Source organism: Rhizobacter sp., from assembly GCA_021153565.1.
GTDB lineage: Bacteria > Pseudomonadota > Gammaproteobacteria > Burkholderiales > Burkholderiaceae_C > Albitalea.
Map to the genome: position 1 here is coordinate 1 of JAJKJU010000369.1, position 20,367 is coordinate 20,367.

The 20,367-nt window shown below is 61.2% G+C and carries 18 protein-coding genes; 16 read left to right on the forward strand and 2 right to left on the reverse strand.

Translation table 11 applies throughout. From position 1 onward, the window contains the following. Nucleotides 1-202: 202 nt before the first annotated feature. The 6 genes from surE (at nt 203) to rlmD (ending at nt 6,380) form a co-directional block, all read left to right on the forward strand. Nucleotides 203-916, forward strand: coding sequence for a 5'/3'-nucleotidase SurE (gene surE, locus AC30NL_RS22625; protein WP_489466235.1), 714 nt, complete (start codon nt 203-205; stop codon nt 914-916). Between the two features lie 29 nt (nt 917-945). Continuing rightward, nucleotides 946-1,833 carry a protein-L-isoaspartate(D-aspartate) O-methyltransferase gene (locus AC30NL_RS22630; RefSeq protein ID WP_489466236.1) on the forward strand — a complete coding sequence of 296 codons (888 nt, stop codon included), beginning with the start codon at nt 946-948 and terminating at the stop codon, nt 1,831-1,833. Between the two features lie 68 nt (nt 1,834-1,901). Continuing rightward, nucleotides 1,902-2,780, forward strand: coding sequence for a peptidoglycan DD-metalloendopeptidase family protein (locus AC30NL_RS22635; RefSeq protein WP_489466237.1), 879 nt, complete (start codon nt 1,902-1,904; stop codon nt 2,778-2,780). Between the two features lie 296 nt (nt 2,781-3,076). Then, nucleotides 3,077-4,048: an RNA polymerase sigma factor RpoS gene (rpoS, locus tag AC30NL_RS22640; protein WP_489466238.1), complete on the forward strand. Its 972-nt coding sequence runs from the start codon at nt 3,077-3,079 to the stop codon at nt 4,046-4,048. A 7-nt stretch (nt 4,049-4,055) separates the two neighbouring features. Continuing rightward, entirely contained in the window at nt 4,056-4,844 is a 789-nt protein-coding gene (locus AC30NL_RS22645) for a 3'-5' exonuclease (protein WP_489466239.1), read from the forward strand. A gap of 186 nt (nt 4,845-5,030) precedes the next feature. Further along, nucleotides 5,031-6,380, forward strand: coding sequence for a 23S rRNA (uracil(1939)-C(5))-methyltransferase RlmD (gene rlmD / locus AC30NL_RS22650; RefSeq protein WP_489466240.1), 1,350 nt, complete (start codon nt 5,031-5,033; stop codon nt 6,378-6,380). Between the two features lie 49 nt (nt 6,381-6,429). Here rlmD and AC30NL_RS22655 read toward each other — a convergent pair whose 3' ends face one another. Further along, nucleotides 6,430-7,128 (reverse strand): Bax inhibitor-1 family protein, encoded by a 699-nt coding sequence (locus AC30NL_RS22655; protein WP_489466241.1) that lies wholly within the window; start codon nt 7,126-7,128, stop codon nt 6,430-6,432. 178 nt (nt 7,129-7,306) lie between these two features. On the opposite strand from AC30NL_RS22655, the gene AC30NL_RS22660 reads away from it, so the two are divergent. From AC30NL_RS22660 to AC30NL_RS22680, 5 genes are all read left to right on the forward strand, one after another. Continuing rightward, nucleotides 7,307-7,714, forward strand: coding sequence for a GlcG/HbpS family heme-binding protein (locus tag AC30NL_RS22660; protein ID WP_489466242.1), 408 nt, complete (start codon nt 7,307-7,309; stop codon nt 7,712-7,714). A gap of 166 nt (nt 7,715-7,880) precedes the next feature. Then, complete coding sequence (gene carA / locus AC30NL_RS22665; protein WP_489466243.1) at nt 7,881-9,050, forward strand: glutamine-hydrolyzing carbamoyl-phosphate synthase small subunit; 1,170 nt, start codon at nt 7,881-7,883, stop codon at nt 9,048-9,050. Continuing rightward, nucleotides 9,051-12,329 (forward strand): carbamoyl-phosphate synthase large subunit, encoded by a 3,279-nt coding sequence (carB, locus tag AC30NL_RS22670; protein ID WP_489466244.1) that lies wholly within the window; start codon nt 9,051-9,053, stop codon nt 12,327-12,329. A 74-nt stretch (nt 12,330-12,403) separates the two neighbouring features. After that, on the forward strand, nt 12,404-12,880 hold the full coding sequence (greA, locus tag AC30NL_RS22675; protein ID WP_489466245.1) for a transcription elongation factor GreA: 477 nt from the start codon (nt 12,404-12,406) through the stop codon (nt 12,878-12,880). 3 nt (nt 12,881-12,883) lie between these two features. After that, on the forward strand, nt 12,884-13,324 hold the full coding sequence (locus AC30NL_RS22680) for a DUF4149 domain-containing protein (RefSeq protein WP_489466246.1): 441 nt from the start codon (nt 12,884-12,886) through the stop codon (nt 13,322-13,324). Nucleotides 13,325-13,484: 160 nt separating this feature from the next. On the opposite strand, the gene AC30NL_RS22685 is transcribed toward AC30NL_RS22680, so the two are convergent. Continuing rightward, complete coding sequence (locus tag AC30NL_RS22685; RefSeq protein WP_489466247.1) at nt 13,485-13,958, reverse strand: YhbY family RNA-binding protein; 474 nt, start codon at nt 13,956-13,958, stop codon at nt 13,485-13,487. Nucleotides 13,959-13,978: 20 nt separating this feature from the next. On the opposite strand from AC30NL_RS22685, the gene AC30NL_RS22690 reads away from it, so the two are divergent. From AC30NL_RS22690 to pstS, 5 genes are all read left to right on the forward strand, one after another. Next, a complete protein-coding gene (locus tag AC30NL_RS22690) occupies nt 13,979-14,671 on the forward strand; it encodes an RlmE family RNA methyltransferase (RefSeq protein WP_489466248.1) in 693 nt (230 codons plus the stop codon). Nucleotides 14,672-14,833: 162 nt separating this feature from the next. After that, complete coding sequence (gene ftsH / locus AC30NL_RS22695; protein ID WP_489466249.1) at nt 14,834-16,735, forward strand: ATP-dependent zinc metalloprotease FtsH; 1,902 nt, start codon at nt 14,834-14,836, stop codon at nt 16,733-16,735. Between the two features lie 126 nt (nt 16,736-16,861). Beyond that, a complete protein-coding gene (folP, locus tag AC30NL_RS22700) occupies nt 16,862-17,695 on the forward strand; it encodes a dihydropteroate synthase (RefSeq protein WP_489466250.1) in 834 nt (277 codons plus the stop codon). Between the two features lie 76 nt (nt 17,696-17,771). Then, a complete protein-coding gene (gene glmM / locus AC30NL_RS22705; protein WP_489466251.1) occupies nt 17,772-19,103 on the forward strand; it encodes a phosphoglucosamine mutase in 1,332 nt (443 codons plus the stop codon). Between the two features lie 223 nt (nt 19,104-19,326). Further along, nucleotides 19,327-20,364: a phosphate ABC transporter substrate-binding protein PstS gene (pstS, locus tag AC30NL_RS22710; protein ID WP_489466258.1), complete on the forward strand. Its 1,038-nt coding sequence runs from the start codon at nt 19,327-19,329 to the stop codon at nt 20,362-20,364. Nucleotides 20,365-20,367 lie beyond the last annotated feature (3 nt).

Genomic DNA, 20,367 nt, shown 5'->3' on the forward strand with positions numbered 1-20,367 from the left:
AATAAGTTCCCGTTTTGGGGGCGCTGGGCGGGCGCGCTGCGGCGTTGCTCCTCACTTGTGTGGCTCGCCACACGGCGCTCGGAGCGCCTTGCATCGCATCCTGCCGCAGCGCCCCCAAAACGGGAACTTATTCCGGGCCAAATCCTAAGCAGCAGCGACGATGAGTCGAGTCACGCAGGTGACGACTCCCTACAATCACCGGATGCGCATTCTCATTGCCAATGACGACGGCTATCTCGCACCCGGCCTCGCCGCATTGGTGCAGGCCTGCGAAGGACTCGGCGAGCTCGACATCGTCGCCCCAGAACAGAATGCGAGCGGTACATCGAACTCCCTCACGCTCAATCGGCCACTCTCTGTATACACCGCTGCCAACGGCGTGCGCTACATCAATGGGACGCCGTCCGACTGCGTCCACGTGGCGCTGACGGGCCTCCTCGAGCATCCACCTGATCTCGTCGTCTCGGGCATCAACAATGGCGCCAACATGGGCGACGACACGCTGTATTCGGGCACTGTCGCGGCGGCGATGGAGGGTTTCCTCTTCGGCATTCCGGCAATCGCGTTTTCGCAGGTCGACAAAGGCTGGACGCACCTCGATGCCGCCGCCCGCGTGGCGCGGGAAGTCATCGAGCATGCGCTGCGACAGCCGCCGGGGCGATCGCCTTATCTGCTCAACGTGAATATCCCGAACCAGCCCGACGCGCAGAAGCTGCCGCGCAGCATCACACGGCTCGGACGCCGCCACGCGAGTGAGCCGGTGATTTGCCAAACGAGTCCGCGCGGCGACGCGATGTACTGGATCGGGCCGGCCGGCAATGCCCGAGAAGCAGGCGAGGGCACCGACTTTCATGCAACAGCGACGGGCCGCGTCTCTATCACGCCCTTGCAGATCGATCTCACCGACCACGCATGACTGCCTGCGTGGCAAAGCTGGCTGTTGAAATGACCGACAACGCTCGTCGCGCGCCGAAGTTTCCGCTGCGGCTCGACCAGATGGCCGCGCCGCGCAAGAGCCTGGTCAATGCGCCGCAAGGCAGTGCGGTCTCGCCACTGAAACCGTCCACACCCGCACCTGTCAGCCCCCGCGCGATCCTTCGTCCGCAACAACCCTTGCATCATGCCGCCGCCGTGTCGGCGCGCAAGGCGTCGCCGACCGGTCTGGGCCTCGATTCAGCGGGAGTTCGCCAGCGCATGACCGATCGCCTTCGTGCAGAAGGTCTGAGCAACGATACCGTGCTCGCAGCCATGGCCGCGGTGCCGCGTCACCAGTTCGTCGACGCGGCTCTCGTGACCCAGGCCTACGAAGACACCAGCCTGCCGATTGGCCACGGCCAGACGATTTCCAAGCCCTCGGTCGTCGCACGGATGATCGAGTTGCTGATGGGGGGCGCCAATGCACGGGCGAGGTCGACCGGCCCCGGCCAGCTTGGCCGCGTGCTTGAAATCGGCACAGGCTGCGGTTATCAGGCGGCGGTGCTTGCGCAACTCGCCAAGCAGGTGTTTTCGGTCGAACGGTTGAAGCACTTGCACGATAAAGCCCGAGAATTGATGGCGCCGCTTCGGCTGTCCAATGTTCGACTCGTGTATGGTGACGGTATGTTGGGCCATGCGCCCAACGCGCAGTACGACGCGATCATTGCGGCTGCGGGCGGCGATGCGTTGCCCACCGCGTGGATGGATCAATTGGCCGTGGGTGGCCGCATCGTCGCGCCGGTGCGCGAGGGCGTCCGGCAGGTGCTGGTCGTGGTCGATCGCAATGACCAAGGCTTCCACAGAAGCATTCATGAAGTGGTTCAGTTCGTCCCATTAAGATCGGGGACGGTTCGATAGTTCGACAGTCGCAAGTACGAAGTGAAGAGGGGATGGCACAGCTGATGGTGATGACGAAGAATCGCTCGATGGACACGAAGCTCTGCGGCGTGCTTGCTGTCGCGGTGTGGATGCTCGCGGGCTGCGCGACGTCGAAGAACCATGCGCCGGTCGAAGACCGCGGCACTGCGACGCGATCGCTCGCAACTGCCGTGGCAGTCGTTCCGACTGCGGGCGATCCGACCAAAGATGCACCCAAGCCCGGCGCAGAAAACGCAGGGAAGGTGGGCTACTACATGGTCAAGCCCGGTGACACGCTCATTCGCATCGGACTCGAGAACGGGCAGAACTGGAAAGACGTCGTGAAGTGGAACGGATTGGACAATCCGAACCTCATCGAGGTGGGGCAGGTGCTTCGCGTCATGCCGCCGGCACCTCCGGCGCCGCCGACGCCCCCCGCGGCTGACGCCAATGGCAACAAGACCGCCAAGGTGGAAGTCAAGCCGCTTGCAAGCGCCTTGCCGGCCAGCGGCGCGGGATCCAGTGCGGCGGTGGCCGCCGCCGTCAGCCCGTCGTCGCCCGCACCGAAGGAAAACGACGACGACGTCAACTGGATGTGGCCCGCCAATGGTGCCGTCGCCGGCCCTTTCGACGATCTTAAGAGCAAGGGCCTCGCCATCACTGGCAAGGCAGGTGACCCAGTGTTTGCCGCTGCAGACGGTCGCGTGGTGTATGCCGGGTCAGGCCTTCGCGGCTACGGCAACCTTGTGATTCTCAAGCACAACAACACTTACCTCACCGCTTACGCGCACAATCAGACGCTGCTCGTCAAGGAAGACCAGACGGTGCGTCGCGGCCAGAAGATCGCCGAAATGGGGTCCACCGACGCAGAGCGCGTGCAACTCCATTTCGAAATTCGCAAGCTTGGCAAGCCGATCGATCCGGCCAAGCTCTTGCCGCCACGCTGAGAGGCTGAGAGTATTTCGATCATGCCCGCTCATCACGTCAAAAGACCCCTGCTCGTCGTTGCAAATGCTCGCCATAGCCCGGGCTATGCCTGCGCTTTGCGCCTAGATCAGGTGCCTTTTGACGCGCTGCTCGGGCACGCTCGAAAAACTCTCAGCCTCTGAGATGTGGCGGATGCCCGTTCAAATGATCAGGAGCCACCATGATCAAGCGGCGTACCTCATCGAACGGGCATTTTCACGACGGGCACACTACTCGCATTCCTGATCCTGCTGTCGAACACGACCTCGGGTCCGCAATGATGGACATTGTCGTGCCTGCCGGCCTCGATGGTGAAGTCGGGAACGTCAACGGCCAAGTGCCGACCGGAACCGCCGGCGTGCACGAACTGGCAGCCGGCGACGGCGAGATCGGCAACACGCTGCAAACGTACCTGAGGGAAATCCGCCGCGCACCGCTGTTGACGCCGCAGGAAGAATTCGAGACGGCGACGCGAGCGCGGACGGGCGATTTCCAGGCTCGCCAAGCCATGATCGAACACAACCTGCGGCTCGTCGTCAGCATTGCAAAAAACTACCTCGGACGCGGGCTGCCCATGACAGACCTGATCGAAGAGGGAAACCTGGGCCTCATGCATTCGATTGGCAAGTTCGAGCCTGAGCGCGGGTTCCGTTTCTCGACCTACGCGTCATGGTGGATCCGACAGAACATCGAGCGCGCGATCATGCATCAGGCGCGTCTCGTGCGGTTGCCAGTGCACATCGTTCGCGAGCTGAACCAGGTGCTGAAGGCGAGGCGTGCACTGGAGGCCGAGTCTGGCCGCAACGGCATCCATGACAAGCAGGTGCGCGTCGAGGACGTCGCTGCGGCGATCGGCCGGCCGGTGCAGGTCGTGAGCGACCTGCTGCGGTTTTCCGAATTGCCCGCCTCGCTGGACGCGCCCATCGACCGCTACCCCGCCGACAACAACAACGCCGAGTCCATGCTCGACAGCGTGGCCGACGAAGGCGCCACCGATCCGATGAGTTTGACGCTCAGTAACGAGGTCGAGCAGTTGCTCAATCACGGGCTCGACGAGCTGAACGAGCGCGAGCGCGAGGTGCTTGCCGGCCGTTACGGGCTGCACGACCGCGAACCTGAGACACTCGAGGTGCTGGCAGAGCGGCTCAAACTGACGCGCGAACGCATCCGGCAAATCCAGCAGGAAGCCCTGCTTAAACTGAAGCGCCGGATGATCCGACACGGCGTTGACCGCGACTCCATTTTTTAGAGCTTGAATGGCCTGGCCTGTACTTGTTTTCGACATTGAATCTATTCCTGACGTGGCCGGCCTGCGCTCATTGCGCGGACTCGGCGCGAGCGTCGCCGACGACGAGGTCTACGCGCTCGAAATGGCCGAGCGCAAGGAGGCGGGCAAGAGCGATTTCATGCCGCTTCACCTCCAGCGCATCCTCGTCATCTCTTGCGTTTTCCGTAATGCCGAAGGATTGAAGATCCACTCGTTCGTCGACCGCGAAACCGACGGCATGAGCCAGGAAGGCAAGGTCATCCAGACCTTCTTCAATACGATCGAAAAGCACGTGCCGCAGCTTGTGAGCTGGAACGGCGGCGGGTTCGATCTGCCAGTGCTGCACTACCGTGGATTGCGCCACGGCGTTGTGGCTAACAAGTATTGGGATCTCGGCGAGGACGACCGAGAATTCAAGTGGAACAACTACATCAGCCGCTATCACATGCGGCATTTGGACTTGATGGATTTGCTGGCGATGTACCAGCCGCGTGGCAGTGCACCGCTCGATGCGATGGCCAAGCTCTGCGGATTTCCGGGCAAGCTGGGCATGGACGGGTCGCAGGTGTATCCGGCGTACCGCGAGGGCAAGCTCGAAGAGATTCGCAGGTATTGCGAGACGGACGTGATGAACACCTATCTCGTGTACTGCCGCTTCCAGATGATGCGGGGCGGATTCACCGGGGTGGAGTACGAGCGCGAGATCGCGTTCGTGAAGGAGACGCTTGCGGGGTACACGGAGCCGCATTGGGAAGAGTATTTGCGGGCCTGGGCGTAATCATGACTGTCATGGATAGTGGAAAACGGGGCACGCGGGGATCTGGCGAGTCCGTCATGTGCCCCGAGAGAACAGTACGATTCGGCGGGACATGATGCCATCTGGAACGGGGGTGGACATGGATTGTTGCCATGGAGAAATGGCGCTTGGCTCGACCAGTATCGCCGGCCCGGGATAATCCGCTCCATGACAGCGAGCAACGAATGGTTGAAGGTCGAGTCCCTCGACCTCGAAGGGCAAGGCGTGGCCCACAACGCCGAAGGGAAAGTCGTCTTCATCGAGGGCGCTCTGCCTGGTGAAGAAGTTCAGGTGCAGGTGCACCGCAAGAAGAACAACTGGGAGCAGTCGTCGATGACCGCCCTGCGCCGCGAAAGTGCGCAGCGGGTCGCGCCGCGCTGCAAGCACTTCGGTGTGTGCGGCGGTTGCAAGATGCAGCACTTTCACGTCGGTGCGCAGATCGCGACCAAGCAGCGTGCCCTGGAAGACGGCTTGTGGCACCTGGGCAAGGTAAAGCCAGAACGCGTGCTGCGGCCCATTGAAGGACCGTCCTGGGGTTACCGGTATCGTGCGCGGCTCTCCGTACGCTATGTAATGAAAAAGGGCAAGGTTCTCGTCGGATTCCACGAGCGCAAGTCGAGTTACGTGGCTGACATGGACAGCTGCGAGGTGCTGCCACCGAACATGAGCGCACTTCTGCCGCGTCTTGCAGAACTTGTGAACAGCATGGACCAGCGCGATCGGCTGCCGCAGATCGAGGTGGCAATCGGTTCGTCGGTGACTGCGCTGGTGTTGCGTCACCTGGAGCCGTTGACGGCCGGGGATCTGGCGCGTTTGCGTGCCTTCGCCGCCACCTACGCCATTCAGTGGTGGTTGCAGGCGAAAGGGCCGGACTCGGTTCAACTGCTAGACGAAGGAGGCCCCCAGCTCGACTACACGCTACCCGAATTCCGCGTCACCATGCCCTTCAAGCCGACAGATTTCACACAGGTCAACCACCAGATTAATTCGGTCCTTGTCAGCCGCGCTTTGAAGCTGCTGGATGCGCGACAGGATGAACGAGTCATCGACTGGTTTTGCGGGCTGGGTAATTTCACCTTGCCAATCGCCACGCAAGCGCGGGAGGTGTTGGGCATCGAAGGTAGCGAGCCGCTGGTGGCCCGATCACGCGAGAATGCCGCGTTCAACGGCCTTGCGGCGAAGACCCGTTTCATTTCGCGCAATCTCTTCGAGATCACACCGGCCGAGCTTGCGACCTACGGCGCAGCGGACAAGTGGCTCGTCGACCCTCCTCGCGAAGGCGCCTTCGCTCTTGCGAAGGCCATGGCCGATTTGCATGAAAACCCGTCGCTAGCGCCGGATTTCGTGGCGCCCAAGCGCATTGTCTACGTGAGCTGCAATCCGGCGACCCTGGCACGTGACGCGGGTCTCCTGGTGCATCAGGCAGGCTATCGCTGCGTGGCAGCGGGCGCGGTGAACATGTTCCCGCACACGGCGCACGTGGAAAGCATCGCGGTATTCGAGAGGGATTGCGGGTAGCAATGAAAAACGGGGCCAAGAGGCCCCGTTGACATGATGCTTTGCAGACTTACTCGCGTTCTCCGCTAAAGGCGCCGAGCAGAACGAGCAAGTTCTGGAAGATGTTGATCAAGTCCAGGTATATCTGCAGCGTGGCTGTGATGTAGTTCGTCTCGCCGCCGTCAATGACTTGCTTGATGTCATACAGCAGATAGGCTGCAAAGAGTGCCACCGCGGCCACCGACATCGTGAGCATCAGAGCACTCGAATGCAAGAAGAGCATGTTCAGCAGGCTGACGACGATCAGGGCGACGATGCCGACGGTCAGGAACTTGCCCATGCTCGACAGGTCGCGCTTGATGATGGTCGAGAGGCTCGCCACTGCGAAGAACACGCCAGCTGTGCCGCCGAAGGCGGTGATGATGAGCGAGGCGCCGTTCTTGTAGGTTCCCAGCACGGCGCCCAGCAATTGCGACAGCATCAAGCCCATGAAGAAGGTGAAGCCGAGCAGCACGCCAACGCCCGCGGCTGAGTCCTTGGTCTTCTGGATGGCGAAGATGAAGCCGAAGGCGCCGCCCAGGAACACGAGCAGGCCCAGCCCCATGCCCATGCGGGCGAAGATGCCAGTGCTGACGCCAATCCAGGCTCCGAGCACGGTGGGCACCAGCGACAGTGCCAGCAGCCAATAGGTGTTGCGCAGCACACGGTTGCGCTGCTCTGCCGAGATGATCGAGCTGCCACCGTAGACGGTTTGCAAGCTTTCGTTCATGGAACCTCCAGGTTGAATGACTTGGGCTCAGACCCACCACAGGAATTCTAGTTCCCCTTTGGGCGGTATGTGGGTATGCGGAGCGCTTTCACAAGCGGAACGCGGCGCATCTTACTGTCGTTGCGAACATTGCATGCTGAGGACGTACATTTTCGCGTTCCAAATAGCAGGAAATGTGATGAATCAGAAACCAGTATTGACCCTTGAAGAAGTGAAACGCGTGGCGGCGGCTGCCGAAGCGGAAGCCAACGCCAATCAATGGGCGGTATCGATCGCGATTGTTGACGACGGCGGTCACATCTTGTGGCAACAGCGGTTGGACGGTGCTGCGCCACTCACCTCGCACATTGCGCCCGCCAAAGCACGCACGGCGGCCCTGGGGCGCCGCGAGAGCCGCATTTACGAGGAAATGATCAACGCCGGACGGCCGTCTTTTCTGAGCGCGCCCTACGTCGAAGGTCTGCTCGAAGGAGCGGTGCCCATCATGGTGCAAGGGCAGTGTGTGGGGGCCGTCGGCGTGAGTGGCGTGAAGTCTGATCAGGATGCGCAGATTGCAAAAGCCGGCATTGCGGTACTCGGTCTATGAGGTCTCATCGGATATACTGGTAAGGTTTACCCGCAATCACCCCCGCCCCAGCGAAACTCCTGCTGTTTCCCACCGGATTCGAGCCCGCGAAACGATCGAAGCGCGTCAAAAGACGCGCCCGAGGCGACCGCAAAAGGCAGAGCTGGGCGCAACGATGGAGTCTTCCTTGCTGCCAGTTTCGTCTCCCGCTCTCCTCGCTCTTGCAGACGGAACCATCTTCAAGGGCAGCTCGATCGGTGCTCCGGGCGAGACGGTCGGTGAAGTGGTGTTCAACACCGCTCTCACCGGCTATCAAGAAATCCTCACCGACCCGAGCTACTGCCGCCAGATCGTCACGCTGACGTATCCGCACATCGGCAACTACGGTGTCGCCACCGAAGACGTCGAAGCGAAGAAGGTTCACGCCGCCGGCTTGATCATCAAGGACCTGCCGGTTCTGAAATCGAACTTCCGCGCGGCGATGACGCTGCCCGAATACCTGAAACGCGAAGGCACAGTGGCCATCGCAAACATCGACACCCGTCGACTAACGCGCGTGCTGCGCACGAGTGGTGCGCAAAACGGCTGCATTCTCACGTTGCCCGAAGGGGTGACGATCATTGAGAGACACATCTCCGACGCCATAGCCAAGGCCAAAGGTGCTCCGAGCATGGCTGGGCTCGACCTCGCCAAGGTCGTGAGCCAGACCGAGCCCTACGAGTGGACCGAAACCGAGTGGGTGCTTGAGACCGGCTATGGCAAGCAGGCGGATCCCCGCTTCCACGTCGTTGCCTATGACTACGGCGTCAAGTTCAACATCTTGCGCATGCTCGCCAGCCGCGGCTGCAAGATCACCGTCGTGCCTGCGCAGACGCCGGCTTCCGAGGTGCTCAGGCACAAGCCCGACGGCATCTTCCTCTCCAACGGCCCCGGCGACCCGGAGCCTTGCGACTACGCAATCGCCGCCACGCGCGAGTTGATCGAAACGGGCATCCCGACCTTTGGAATCTGCCTCGGCCACCAGATCATGGCGCTTGCTTCCGGCGCGAAGACCTTCAAGATGAAGTTCGGCCACCACGGCGCGAACCATCCCGTGAAGGACCTTGATACCGGTCGCGTGAGCATCACGAGCCAGAACCACGGTTTCGCAGTCGATGAGAAGACGCTGCCGTCGAATCTGCGGCCTACGCACGTGTCGCTCTTCGACGGCACGCTGCAAGGCCTCGCCCGCACGGACAAGCCCGCTTTCTGCTTCCAGGGTCACCCGGAAGCATCCCCCGGACCTCATGACATTGCCTACCTCTTCGACCGCTTCACGGATCTGATGGCTGTGCGCAAGACGACGGAGAAAAACTAAATGCCAAAGCGCACAGACCTTAAATCCATCCTCATCATCGGTGCCGGTCCGATCATCATCGGCCAGGCCTGCGAGTTCGACTACTCCGGCGCTCAGGCATGCAAGGCGCTGCGCGAAGAGGGTTACCGCGTCATCCTCGTCAACAGCAATCCCGCGACGATCATGACCGACCCGGAGATGGCCGATGTGACCTACATCGAGCCCATCACTTGGCAGGTGGTCGAGAAGATCATCGCAAAGGAACGTCCCGATGCAGTGCTTCCCACCATGGGCGGCCAAACGGCGCTGAACTGCGCGCTCGACCTGCACAAGCACGGCGTGCTGTCCAAGTACAACGTCGAGATGATCGGCGCGAACGAAAAGGCCATCGAGAAAGCCGAAGACCGGCTCAAGTTCAAGGACGCGATGACCGGCATCGGTCTGCACTCGGCCAAGAGCGGGATTGCGCACTCCATGGAAGAGGCGCTGGCGGTGCAAAAGCGCATCACGCACGAAATCGGCGGCACAGGGTTTCCGATGGTCATCCGGCCGAGCTTCACGCTGGGCGGAACGGGGGGCGGTATTGCCTACAACCCGGATGAATTTGAAGAGATCTGCAAGCGCGGTCTCGATCTGTCGCCGACCAAGGAGCTGTTGATTGAAGAGTCCTTGATTGGCTGGAAAGAATACGAGATGGAAGTCGTTCGCGACAAGGCGGACAACTGCATCATCGTGTGCTCGATCGAAAACCTGGATCCCATGGGCATCCACACCGGCGACTCGATCACGGTGGCGCCGGCGCAGACGCTGACCGACAAGGAGTACCAGCTTCTGCGCAATGCGAGCATCGCGATCCTGCGTGAGATCGGAGTAGACACGGGCGGATCGAACGTGCAGTTCTCGATCAATCCCGAGAACGGCCGCATGGTCGTGATCGAGATGAATCCGCGCGTGTCACGGTCTTCGGCACTGGCGTCGAAGGCCACTGGTTTTCCGATCGCCAAGGTGGCTGCCAAGCTGGCTGTGGGCTATACGCTCGACGAACTGCGCAACGACATTACCGGCGGGGCGACGCCTGCGAGCTTCGAGCCGAGCATCGACTATGTCGTCACGAAGATTCCGCGTTTCGCCTTCGAGAAGTTCCCGGCGGCAGATTCGCGACTGACCACGCAGATGAAGTCCGTGGGGGAGGTAATGGCCATGGGGCGGACCTTCCAGGAGAGTTTCCAGAAGGCTTTGCGCGGTCTGGAAACAGGAATCGACGGACTGGCTGAGCGCAGCACCGATCGCGAAGAGATCGTCCAGGAGATCGGCGAAGCCGGACCTGAACGCATCCTCTATGTCGGCGACGCGTTCCGCATCGGCATGTCGCTGCAAGAGGTGTTTGAAGAGACAGCCATCGATCCGTGGTTCCTCGCGCAAATCGAGCAAATCGTGCAGGCCGAAAAGATGGTTGTCGGCCGCACGCTCGCGAACTTGTCGGCCGAAGAGCTGCGCTTCCTGAAGCAAAAGGGCTTCTCCGACAAACGCCTCGCCAAGCTGCTCTGTACCAACCAGCATGAAGTGCGCGCCTTGCGCCACAAGCTTAACGTGCGTCCCGTCTACAAGCGCGTGGACACCTGCGCGGCCGAGTTCTCCACGCAGACCGCCTACATGTACTCAACCTACGACGAAGAGTGCGAGGCCAACCCGACAGACCGCAAGAAGATCATGGTCCTGGGCGGTGGTCCAAACCGCATCGGGCAGGGTATCGAGTTCGACTACTGCTGCGTCCATGCAGCACTGGCGATGCGCGAGGACGGCTACGAGACCATCATGGTCAACTGCAATCCCGAGACGGTGTCTACTGATTACGACACCTCGGACCGCCTGTATTTTGAGCCGGTGACGCTCGAGGACGTGCTCGAGATCGTCGACAAGGAAAAGCCCGTCGGTGTGATCGTGCAGTATGGCGGGCAAACGCCGCTCAAGCTGGCGCTGGACCTTGAACGTGCCGGCGTGCCGATCGTGGGTACGACTCCCGACAGTATCGACATCGCCGAAGACCGCGAGCGCTTTCAGAAATTGCTGCACGAGTTGGGCCTGAAGCAGCCGCCCAACCGAACGGCACGTACTGAAGAACAGGCGCTGCTGCTGGCGCAAGAGATCGGCTATCCGCTGGTCGTCCGCCCAAGCTATGTGCTCGGTGGCCGGGCGATGGAGATCGTGCACGGCGACAAGGACCTCGAGCGCTACATGCGCGAGGCTGTCAAGGTCAGCGAGAAATCACCGGTGCTCCTCGACCGTTTCCTCGATGACGCGATCGAAGTCGACGTCGATTGCATTGCCGACGGCGGCGACCGTGACGACAGCACGATGATCGGCGGCATCATGGAGCACGTGGAGCAGGCGGGGATCCACTCGGGCGACTCGGCATGTTCTCTGCCACCGTATTCGCTCAGTGTTGCGCTGCAGAACGAACTGCGCCGCCAGACCAAGTTGATGGCCCGCGCACTCAAGGTCAAGGGCTTGATGAACGTGCAGTTCGCCATCCAGGGCGAAGGTGCCGACGCGGTCGTCTACGTGCTCGAGGTGAACCCACGGGCTTCGCGCACAGTTCCCTTCGTGTCCAAGGCCACGGGTCAGCCGTTGGCGAAGATTGCGGCGCGTTGCATGGTCGGGCAGAAGCTGTCCGAGCAACGTGGCAAGGACGGGCTGGCGCCTCGCGAGGTGATTCCGCCGTATTTCAGCGTCAAGGAAGCTGTGTTCCCGTTCAACAAGTTCCCGGGCGTGGATCCGATCCTCGGCCCCGAAATGCGTTCGACGGGAGAGGTGATGGGTGTGGGCCGGACCTTTGGCGAAGCCATGCTCAAAAGCCAGCTCGGTGCCGGCTCCCGCTTGCCGACCAAGGGCAACGTTTGCATTACGGTAAAGAACAACGACAAGGCGCGTGCGGTGCAGGTTGCTCGCGACCTGCACGCGCTCGGATTCGGCATCATTGCGACCAAGGGAACGGCTGCGGCCATCGCTGAAGGCGGCATCCCCGTGAAGCCCGTCAACAAGGTCAAGGATGGTCGGCCGCATATCGTGGACATGGTGAAGGCGGGTGAAATCCAACTGGTATTCACGACGGTGGACGAAACCCGCACGGCGATTGCTGATTCACGCCACATCCGCCAGGCGGCGCTTGCGCACCGCATCACCTACTACACCAGCATGGCTGGCTGCGAGGCGGCGGTCGAAGGCATGAAGCATCAGGATGACCTTGTCGTGCTTTCCTTGCAGGAATTGCACACCGAACTGAGCGTGAAAACGCACTAAACTCGGCGCACTCACCACAACCGCCGCCGCCGGTCATCCTGGCGGCGGCTTCATTTTTTGCTTCAGGTAGGCACATGACCACCATTCCGCTCACAAAACGAGGCGCCGAAAAGCTCAAGGACGAGTTGCAACGACTCAAGTCCGTCGAACGCCATGCCGTCATCCAGGCCATCGCCGAAGCACGCGCTCAGGGTGACCTGTCCGAAAACGCAGAATACGAAGCCGCCAAGGATAAGCAGGGCTTTATCGAGGGCCGAATTCTCGAGATCGAAGGGAAGCTGGCAGCGGCTCAGGTCATCGATCCGTCGGCGCTGGACGCAGGCGGCCGGGTGGTGTTCGGTTCTACCGTGGAACTCGAGGAAGAGGCCAGCGGCGCCAAGGTGACCTATCAGATTGTCGGCGACGACGAAGCCGACCTGAAGCAGGGGTTGATTTCCATCAGTTCACCGATCGCCCGCGCCATGATTGGCAAGGAAGCCGGCGATGTAGCCGACGTGCAGGCTCCTGGCGGCATCAAGAGCTACGAAATCGTTGACGTTAGGTACATCTGACGCATGACAACGACTCGCCTGCCTGCATGGCTCGCGGGCCTGTGGGCGGGCGCTTTGTGGGGCGTGGGCTTGATCGGCGCGCCGGCAGTGTTCGCGATCACCTCCTTGCGCGAGATCGCCGGACGCATTGCCGCTCAGATGTTCATGCGGGAGGCCTACCTGAGCGTGGCGCTCGCGGTGGTTTTGTTCCTGATGTTGCGCAAGATGGCCCGAGTTGCGGCGACAGCCGGTGCAGGATCGGTCTTCAACGCGAACATGCTTCTCGTGCTTGGGGCGCTGTTTTGCACCGTGGCAGGCTACTTCGTCCTGCATCCGATGATGGATGCTGCCCGGGCCGGGCGAGGAGGCGTGTCTTTCGCCGCCCTGCACGGTATTTCAGCTGGGTTCTACCTGCTCAAGTCTGTTCTGGTGTCTGTGCTGGCTTGGCGATTGACCAGACGCTAAGGATTTGGCCCGAACCAATTTCCCGTTTTGGGGGCGCTGGGCGGGCGCGCTGCGGCGTTGCTCCTCACTTGTGTGGCTCGCTAGACGGCGCTCGGAGCGCCTTGCATCGCATCCCGCCCAGCGCCCGCAAAACGGGAACTTATTCCGGGCCAAATCCTAATCAATCCGCTGCAGATTTCTTCATGCTGGTCTGACGCTTCCTCGCCCGCTTGAGTTCGCCGCCAGCGGCAATGCGCTGGTTGCCCAGTACCTTGATCTTTTTCACCTGCGGCCGGTGATTCCCGCTCTTCGAGAACTTCAGGACCTTGACAATCTTCGGCCCCTTCATGCGGTCTTCTTTGTCGGCCTTGGCCTTCTCTGGCATCGGCCGCCACAGCACCAGCAGCTTGCCGATGTGCTGGATGGGCGCTGCGTGGAGCTTGTCGGTCAGGATGGTGAACGCCGCTTCCCGCATCTCCCGGTCGTCGGACAAGACCCTGACCTTGATGAGCCCGTGAGCATTGAGGGCGGCATCGACTTCTTTCACGACGGCCGGCGTGAGGCCGTCGCCGCCGATCATCACGACAGGGTCGAGGTGGTGGGCATCGGCGCGTTTTTCCTTGCGCTCGGAAGGTGTGAGTTGAATCGCAGACATGACCGTATTATCGACGCAGCATGAAAGTCAAATCGAAAAGCAAAAAGGTCAACAAGCAGTGGCTCTACGACCACCTCAATGATCCGTACGTGAAGATGGCGCAAAAGGATGGCTATCGTGCCCGCGCCGCCTACAAACTCAAGGAAATCGACGAGGATCTGAAGCTGCTGAAACCCGGGCAGCTTGTGGTCGACCTGGGCGCAACGCCCGGCGCCTGGAGCCAGTACGTTCGCCGCAAGTTCGCGCCAAAGGATGCTGGCGGGGCGACGGCGGGTGAGCTCAACGGCACCATCATCGCACTCGACATTCTCGACTTCGAGCCCATCGAGGGCGTGACTTTCATCCAGGGCGACTTCCGCGAAGACGAGGTGCTGGGGCAGCTCGAAACACTGGTCGCGGGCCGTGAAGTGGATGTTGTCATCTCGGACATGGCCCCCAATTTGTCGGGCATCGAAAGCTCGGATTCCGCGCGCATTGCCCATTTGGTCGAATTGGCCGTGGAGTTTTCACAGAATCACCTGACACCAAAGGGCGCCCTGATTTGCAAGGTTTTTCACGGAGGCGGCTACAGCCAGCTCGTGAAACTCTTCAAGGAACGCTTCAAGATCGTCAAGCCCATGAAACCCAAGGCCTCCCGGGACAAATCGGCTGAGACATTTTTGGTGGGCATCGGGCTCAAGGCGCCGAAGGCTTCTCCCGAAAAGGTGGCGTGAGAGGCGGGCATGAAGTGCCAACACGTACCGATACACCTTCGCTATTGTGGTGTTTAGCCGCGGTAACCTGGGCCTTGAGTGGCATAAAATCGCCCGCATATGCCGTGGAAGCTCGAGGCAAGTTGTTGGGCTAGCGTGTTTTGACCCGGAAAAGGAGCCGCGGTGAACAATCAATGGTTCTCGAAAATCGCTGTTTGGCTGGTGATAGCCCTCGTGCTGTTCACCGTATTCAAGCAGTTCGATCGTGGCGCGACTCGCGCGAACGAGATCGGGTATTCAGAATTCCTCGATGAAGTGCAGAGCAAGCGCATCAAGAGCGTTCTGCTGCAAGAAGGTCCGGCCGGCACCGAAATCCGCGCCAAGACGACCGACGACAAGGAAATCCGTACCACTGCCACGTACCTCGACCGAGGCCTCGTGGGTGACCTGCGCAACAACGGCGTCAAATTCGACGTCAAGCCCCGCGAAGAACCGTCGGTTCTGATGAGCATCCTGGTGTCCTGGGGGCCGATGCTGCTTCTCATCGGCGTGTGGATCTACTTCATGCGGCAGATGCAAGGCGGGGGCAAGGGCGGGGCGTTTAGCTTTGGCAAGTCCAAGGCGCGCATGCTCGACGAGGCCAACAACACCACCACCTTCGCAGACGTCGCAGGCTGCGACGAGGCCAAGGAAGAGGTGAAGGAACTCGTCGACTTCCTGAAAGACCCGCAGAAATTCCAGAAACTCGGCGGCCGTATTCCGCGTGGTGTGCTGCTGGTCGGCCCTCCTGGCACCGGCAAGACGCTATTGGCTAAGGCCATCGCCGGTGAAGCCAAGGTGCCGTTCTTCAGCATTTCGGGTTCCGATTTCGTTGAAATGTTCGTCGGCGTAGGTGCGGCCCGTGTTCGCGACATGTTCGAGCAGGCCAAGAAGAGCGCCCCCTGCATCATCTTCGTCGACGAAATCGACGCGGTCGGTCGCCATCGCGGTGCCGGCCTCGGCGGCGGCAACGACGAGCGCGAGCAGACGTTGAACCAGATGCTCGTCGAGATGGACGGCTTCGAAACCAACCTCGGCGTGATCGTGATGGCAGCGACCAATCGTCCCGACATTCTCGATCCCGCGCTGTTGCGTCCGGGCCGGTTCGATCGCCAGGTTTATGTGACGCTGCCCGATGTGCGTGGTCGCGAGCAGATCCTCAACGTGCACATGCGCAAGGTGCCGCTGGGTCAGGACATCCGTGCCGACATCCTTGCGCGCGGTACCCCGGGCTTTTCGGGCGCCGATCTGGCCAACCTGGTCAACGAAGCCGCACTCTTCGCCGCACGTCGCAATGGTCGCGTGGTCGAGATGGTCGACTTCGAGAAGGCTAAAGACAAGATCATGATGGGCACGGAGCGCAAGTCCATGGTCATGGACGAGGAAGAGCGCCGTAACACCGCCTATCACGAGTCCGGTCACGCCCTGGTGGCGCGCATGCTGCCCAAGCAGGACCCAGTGCACAAGGTGACCATCATTCCGCGTGGCCGTGCACTTGGCGTGACGATGTCGCTGCCTGAGCGCGACCGCTACAGCTACGACCGCGAATACATGCTGAACAAGATCAGCATGCTGTTTGGTGGCCGCATCGCCGAAGAGGTGTTCATGAATCAGATGACCACTGGTGCGAGCAATGACTTCGAGCGCGCAACGCAGATGGCGCGCGACATGGTCATGCGATACGGCATGAGCGAGGCGCTTGGCCCAATGGTCTACGCCGAGAACGAGGGTGAAGTCTTTCTCGGTCGTTCAGTGACGAAGACGACCAATGTGTCCGAAGACACAATGCAGCGCGTCGACGTCGAAGTGCGCCGCATCATCGACGAGCAGTACGCGGTCGCCCGCAAGTTGATCGAAGACAACAAGGACAAGATGCACGCGATGGCCAACGCACTGCTTGAATGGGAAACCATCGACACTGAGCAGCTCGACGAGATCATGGCCGGCAAGCCACCCCGTCCGCCCAAGGATTGGACGCCGTCGGCCAACAAGCCGGGTGGTCTGCCGCCTCCGGTTAATCCAGACGGTGCACCGGCAGCCGCCTGATCGAACAGCGTCTAGGTAGTGCAGTATTAAACGGGGCTTCGGCCCCGTTTCTCATGTAGCCTGGGTAAAACCGGGGATGGGCCGCAGGCTGCGACGAGTGCCCGGGCTACGAAAGGCGAACAGTTCATGTTTTGGCAGACCACCCGCTTTCGCATCGATCTCAGGCAGGCACGCGTGATGGGCATCGTGAATGTCACGCCCGATTCGTTCTCCGACGGAGGGAAGCACGCCACGGTCCGTGCTGCCCTCGAGCATTGCGAACAATTGCTGAAAGATGGCGCGGACATTCTCGACATCGGCGGTGAATCGAGTCGTCCAGGCGCCCAAGCGGTGAGCGCAGCAGAAGAAATGGCGCGGGTGCTGCCGGTGCTCGAAGGCGCATGGAAGCTCGGGTGCCCGGTGCCGCTAGACACCGCCAAGACCGAGTTGATGCAGCGGGCGCTCGATTTGGGCGTGGACATTGTCAACGACATCAACGCCTTGCGCGCGCCGGGTGCTGTGGAATGCGTGGCGGCTCATCCATCGTGCGGCGTGTGCCTCATGCACATGCAGGGGAAGCCGCGATCTATGCAGGTGGCGCCTTCGTACGAGGATGTGCTGGTCGCGGTGCGGGAGTTCCTGGGCGAACGAGCCAAGATACTGCTCGATCAAGGAATGATGTCGGAACGAATCGTCCTCGACCCTGGTTACGGCTTCGGCAAGACGGTGGAGCACAACTTCGAGCTGCTGCGCCGACAAGACGAATTGAAAGTCTTGGGCTTCCCCATCCTCGCCGGGTGGTCTAGAAAATCTTCGCTCGGCGCGCTAACCGGTCGACCCGCCGGCGACCGAATGCCGGCCAGTGTCGCCGCCGCACTAGCGGCGGTGCAGAGGGGCGCCACCATCGTCCGCGTCCACGACGTTGGTGCTACCGTGGATGCCCTGAAAGTCTGGCGGGCTGCAGGGCTTCTCGGTTCCTAGTCCTGCCTGCGGGCAGCCCGTTCGGTTCGATAGGAGACAATCCCGAATTCGACGCCAAACGCAGTATCTCCCATCCATGAGCAGAACATATTTCGGCACCGACGGCATCCGCGGCACGGTCGGCCAATCGCCCATAACGCCCGACTTCATGCTTCGTCTCGGCCATGCCGTCGGCCGTGTACTCAAACGCCGTGAAGAACGTCCGACGGTGCTCATAGGCAAGGACACGCGAATCTCTGGCTACATGATCGAATCGTCGCTGGAAGCTGGCTTCGCCTCCGCAGGTGTCGAGGTTTTGCTGACTGGCCCACTCCCGACACCCGGCGTCGCCTATCTCACGCGCGCCCTCCGTCTGAGCCTTGGCGTCGTGATCAGCGCGTCGCACAACCCTTTCGGCGACAACGGCATCAAGTTCTTCTCGGCACGCGGTGAAAAGCTGCCCGATGCGTGGGAGCTTGAGGTCGAAGCGGCATTGGTCGAAGATCCGCAATGGGTTGACTCGAAGCAGTTGGGGAAGGCCAAGCGCCTGGACGACGCGAGCGGGCGCTACATCGAGTTCTGCAAGAACACGTTCTCTAATGACCTCTCGCTCAAGGGCCTGAAGATCGTCATCGACGCGGCGCACGGCGCGGCCTATCACGTGGCGCCGGACGTGTTTCACGAACTGGGCGCGGAAGTCACTTGCATCGGGTGCAAGCCGGACGGCTACAACATCAATGCAGGGTTCGGAGCAACTTCTCCGGCCAGACTCGTCGAAGCGGTGCGCGAGCATCAGGCCGACTACGGTATCGCGCTGGATGGCGATGCCGACCGCTTGCAACTCGTCGATTCGCGAGGCCGCCTCTACAACGGAGACGAACTTCTCTATGTGATGGTGGCGGATCGGCTAGCACAAGGCCAAGCGATCAAGGGGGCCGTTGGAACGCTGATGACCAACATGGCCGTCGAGGTGGCGTTGAATGCGCGCGGCGTCGAGTTTATCCGCGCCAAGGTCGGTGACCGCTATGTTCTCGAAGAGCTGTCCGCCCGCGATTGGCTATTGGGCGGCGAGGGCTCGGGACATTTGCTGGCGCTAGACAAGCACACGACTGGTGATGGCATCGTGAGCGCCTTGCAGATCCTCGAAGCTGTGGCGCGGTCTGGCAAGCCTTTGCCGCAACTGTTGAGCGAGGTCGCGCTCTTTCCGCAGGTGCTGATCAACGTCAGGATCGCTCCCGGGCACGACTGGAAATCGAACCCGAATCTTGCCGATGAGCAAAATCGTGTCACGCGCGAACTCGGCGATTCGGGGCGGGTTCTGATTCGACCGTCGGGCACGGAGCCGTTGGTGCGGGTGATGGTAGAGGCGCGTGACCCGGCAACCGCCAAGGCCTGCGCGGAGCGTTTGGCCGCGACGCTTCTCGTCTAAACGTGGTTTGTATAGCGAGGTTGGTGGTCGTTTGCTACGTGAATAAATTTGCGCGCGGGCGAGCACCTCCGGCAGCTTATGAAGGGTGCATGACACTCTCGTGGCGGTCACACGACTCCCTGCACGTGAAATGACGGGCGCCCCCTCGTGTCACGGTTCTGTCACGTGCCTTGCTTACAGTTCGAGTCATCAAAATCAGACGATCGTTGAGAAAGGCATGTCCATGATGTTCTCGCTCCTGCGCCCAACAATCGCCGCCATCGGCCTCGGGCTCTTGGCCGGCAGTGTTAACGCTGAAGACGTCACCGGTGCCGGCGCCACCTTCCCGGCCCCGCTGTACGCAAAGTGGGCCGATGCCTACAACAAGGCCACCGGCACGCATATCAATTACCAATCGGTCGGCTCCGGCGCTGGCCTCAAGCAGATTCGCTCCAAGACCGTCGACTTCGGTGCGTCCGATATGCCGCTCAAGGACGACGAACTTGTCAAGGACGGCCTCATTCAGTTTCCGGTCGTCGTCGGCGGCGTTGTGCCGGTGGTCAACATCAAGGGCATCCAGCCCGGACAGATCAGGCTCACGGGCCAGATCCTCGGCGACATCTACCTGGGAAAGGTCGCCAAGTGGAACGACCCCGCGCTTACTGCGCTGAACCCTGGTGTGCCGCTGCCGGACGCGGCGATCTCAGTGGTTCGCCGCGCTGACGGTTCGGGCACTAGCTTCATCTTCACGAATTACCTGTCGAAGGTGAACGCCGAGTGGAAGAGCAAGGTGGGCGAGGGCACAGCAGTGAACTGGCCGACCGGTGCGGGTGGCAAGGGCAACGAGGGTGTCTCGTCCTACGTGCAGCGACTGCCCAACTCCATCGGCTACGTCGAGTACGCCTACGCCAAGCAGAACAAGATGTCGTATGTGCTGCTGAAGAACGCGACTGGCAATTTCGTGGCGCCTGATGATCTCAACTTCAAGGCCGCCGCCGCTGGCGCCGACTGGAGCAAGAGCTTCTACCAGGTGCTGACCGAGCAGGCCGGCAAGGACGCGTGGCCGCTGACGGGTGCGACCTTCATCATGATGCACAAGACGCAAGACAAGCCGGCGCAGGCGGCCAGCACGCTCAAGTTCTTCGAATGGGCTTATGCGAATGGCGACCAGATGGCCAGCGATCTTGAGTACGTTCCTTTGCCCGATTCGGTGAAGAACCTCGTCCGCAAGCAGTGGGGCGAGATAAAGGATGCATCCGGCAAGGTCGTCGCGTTCAAATGATCG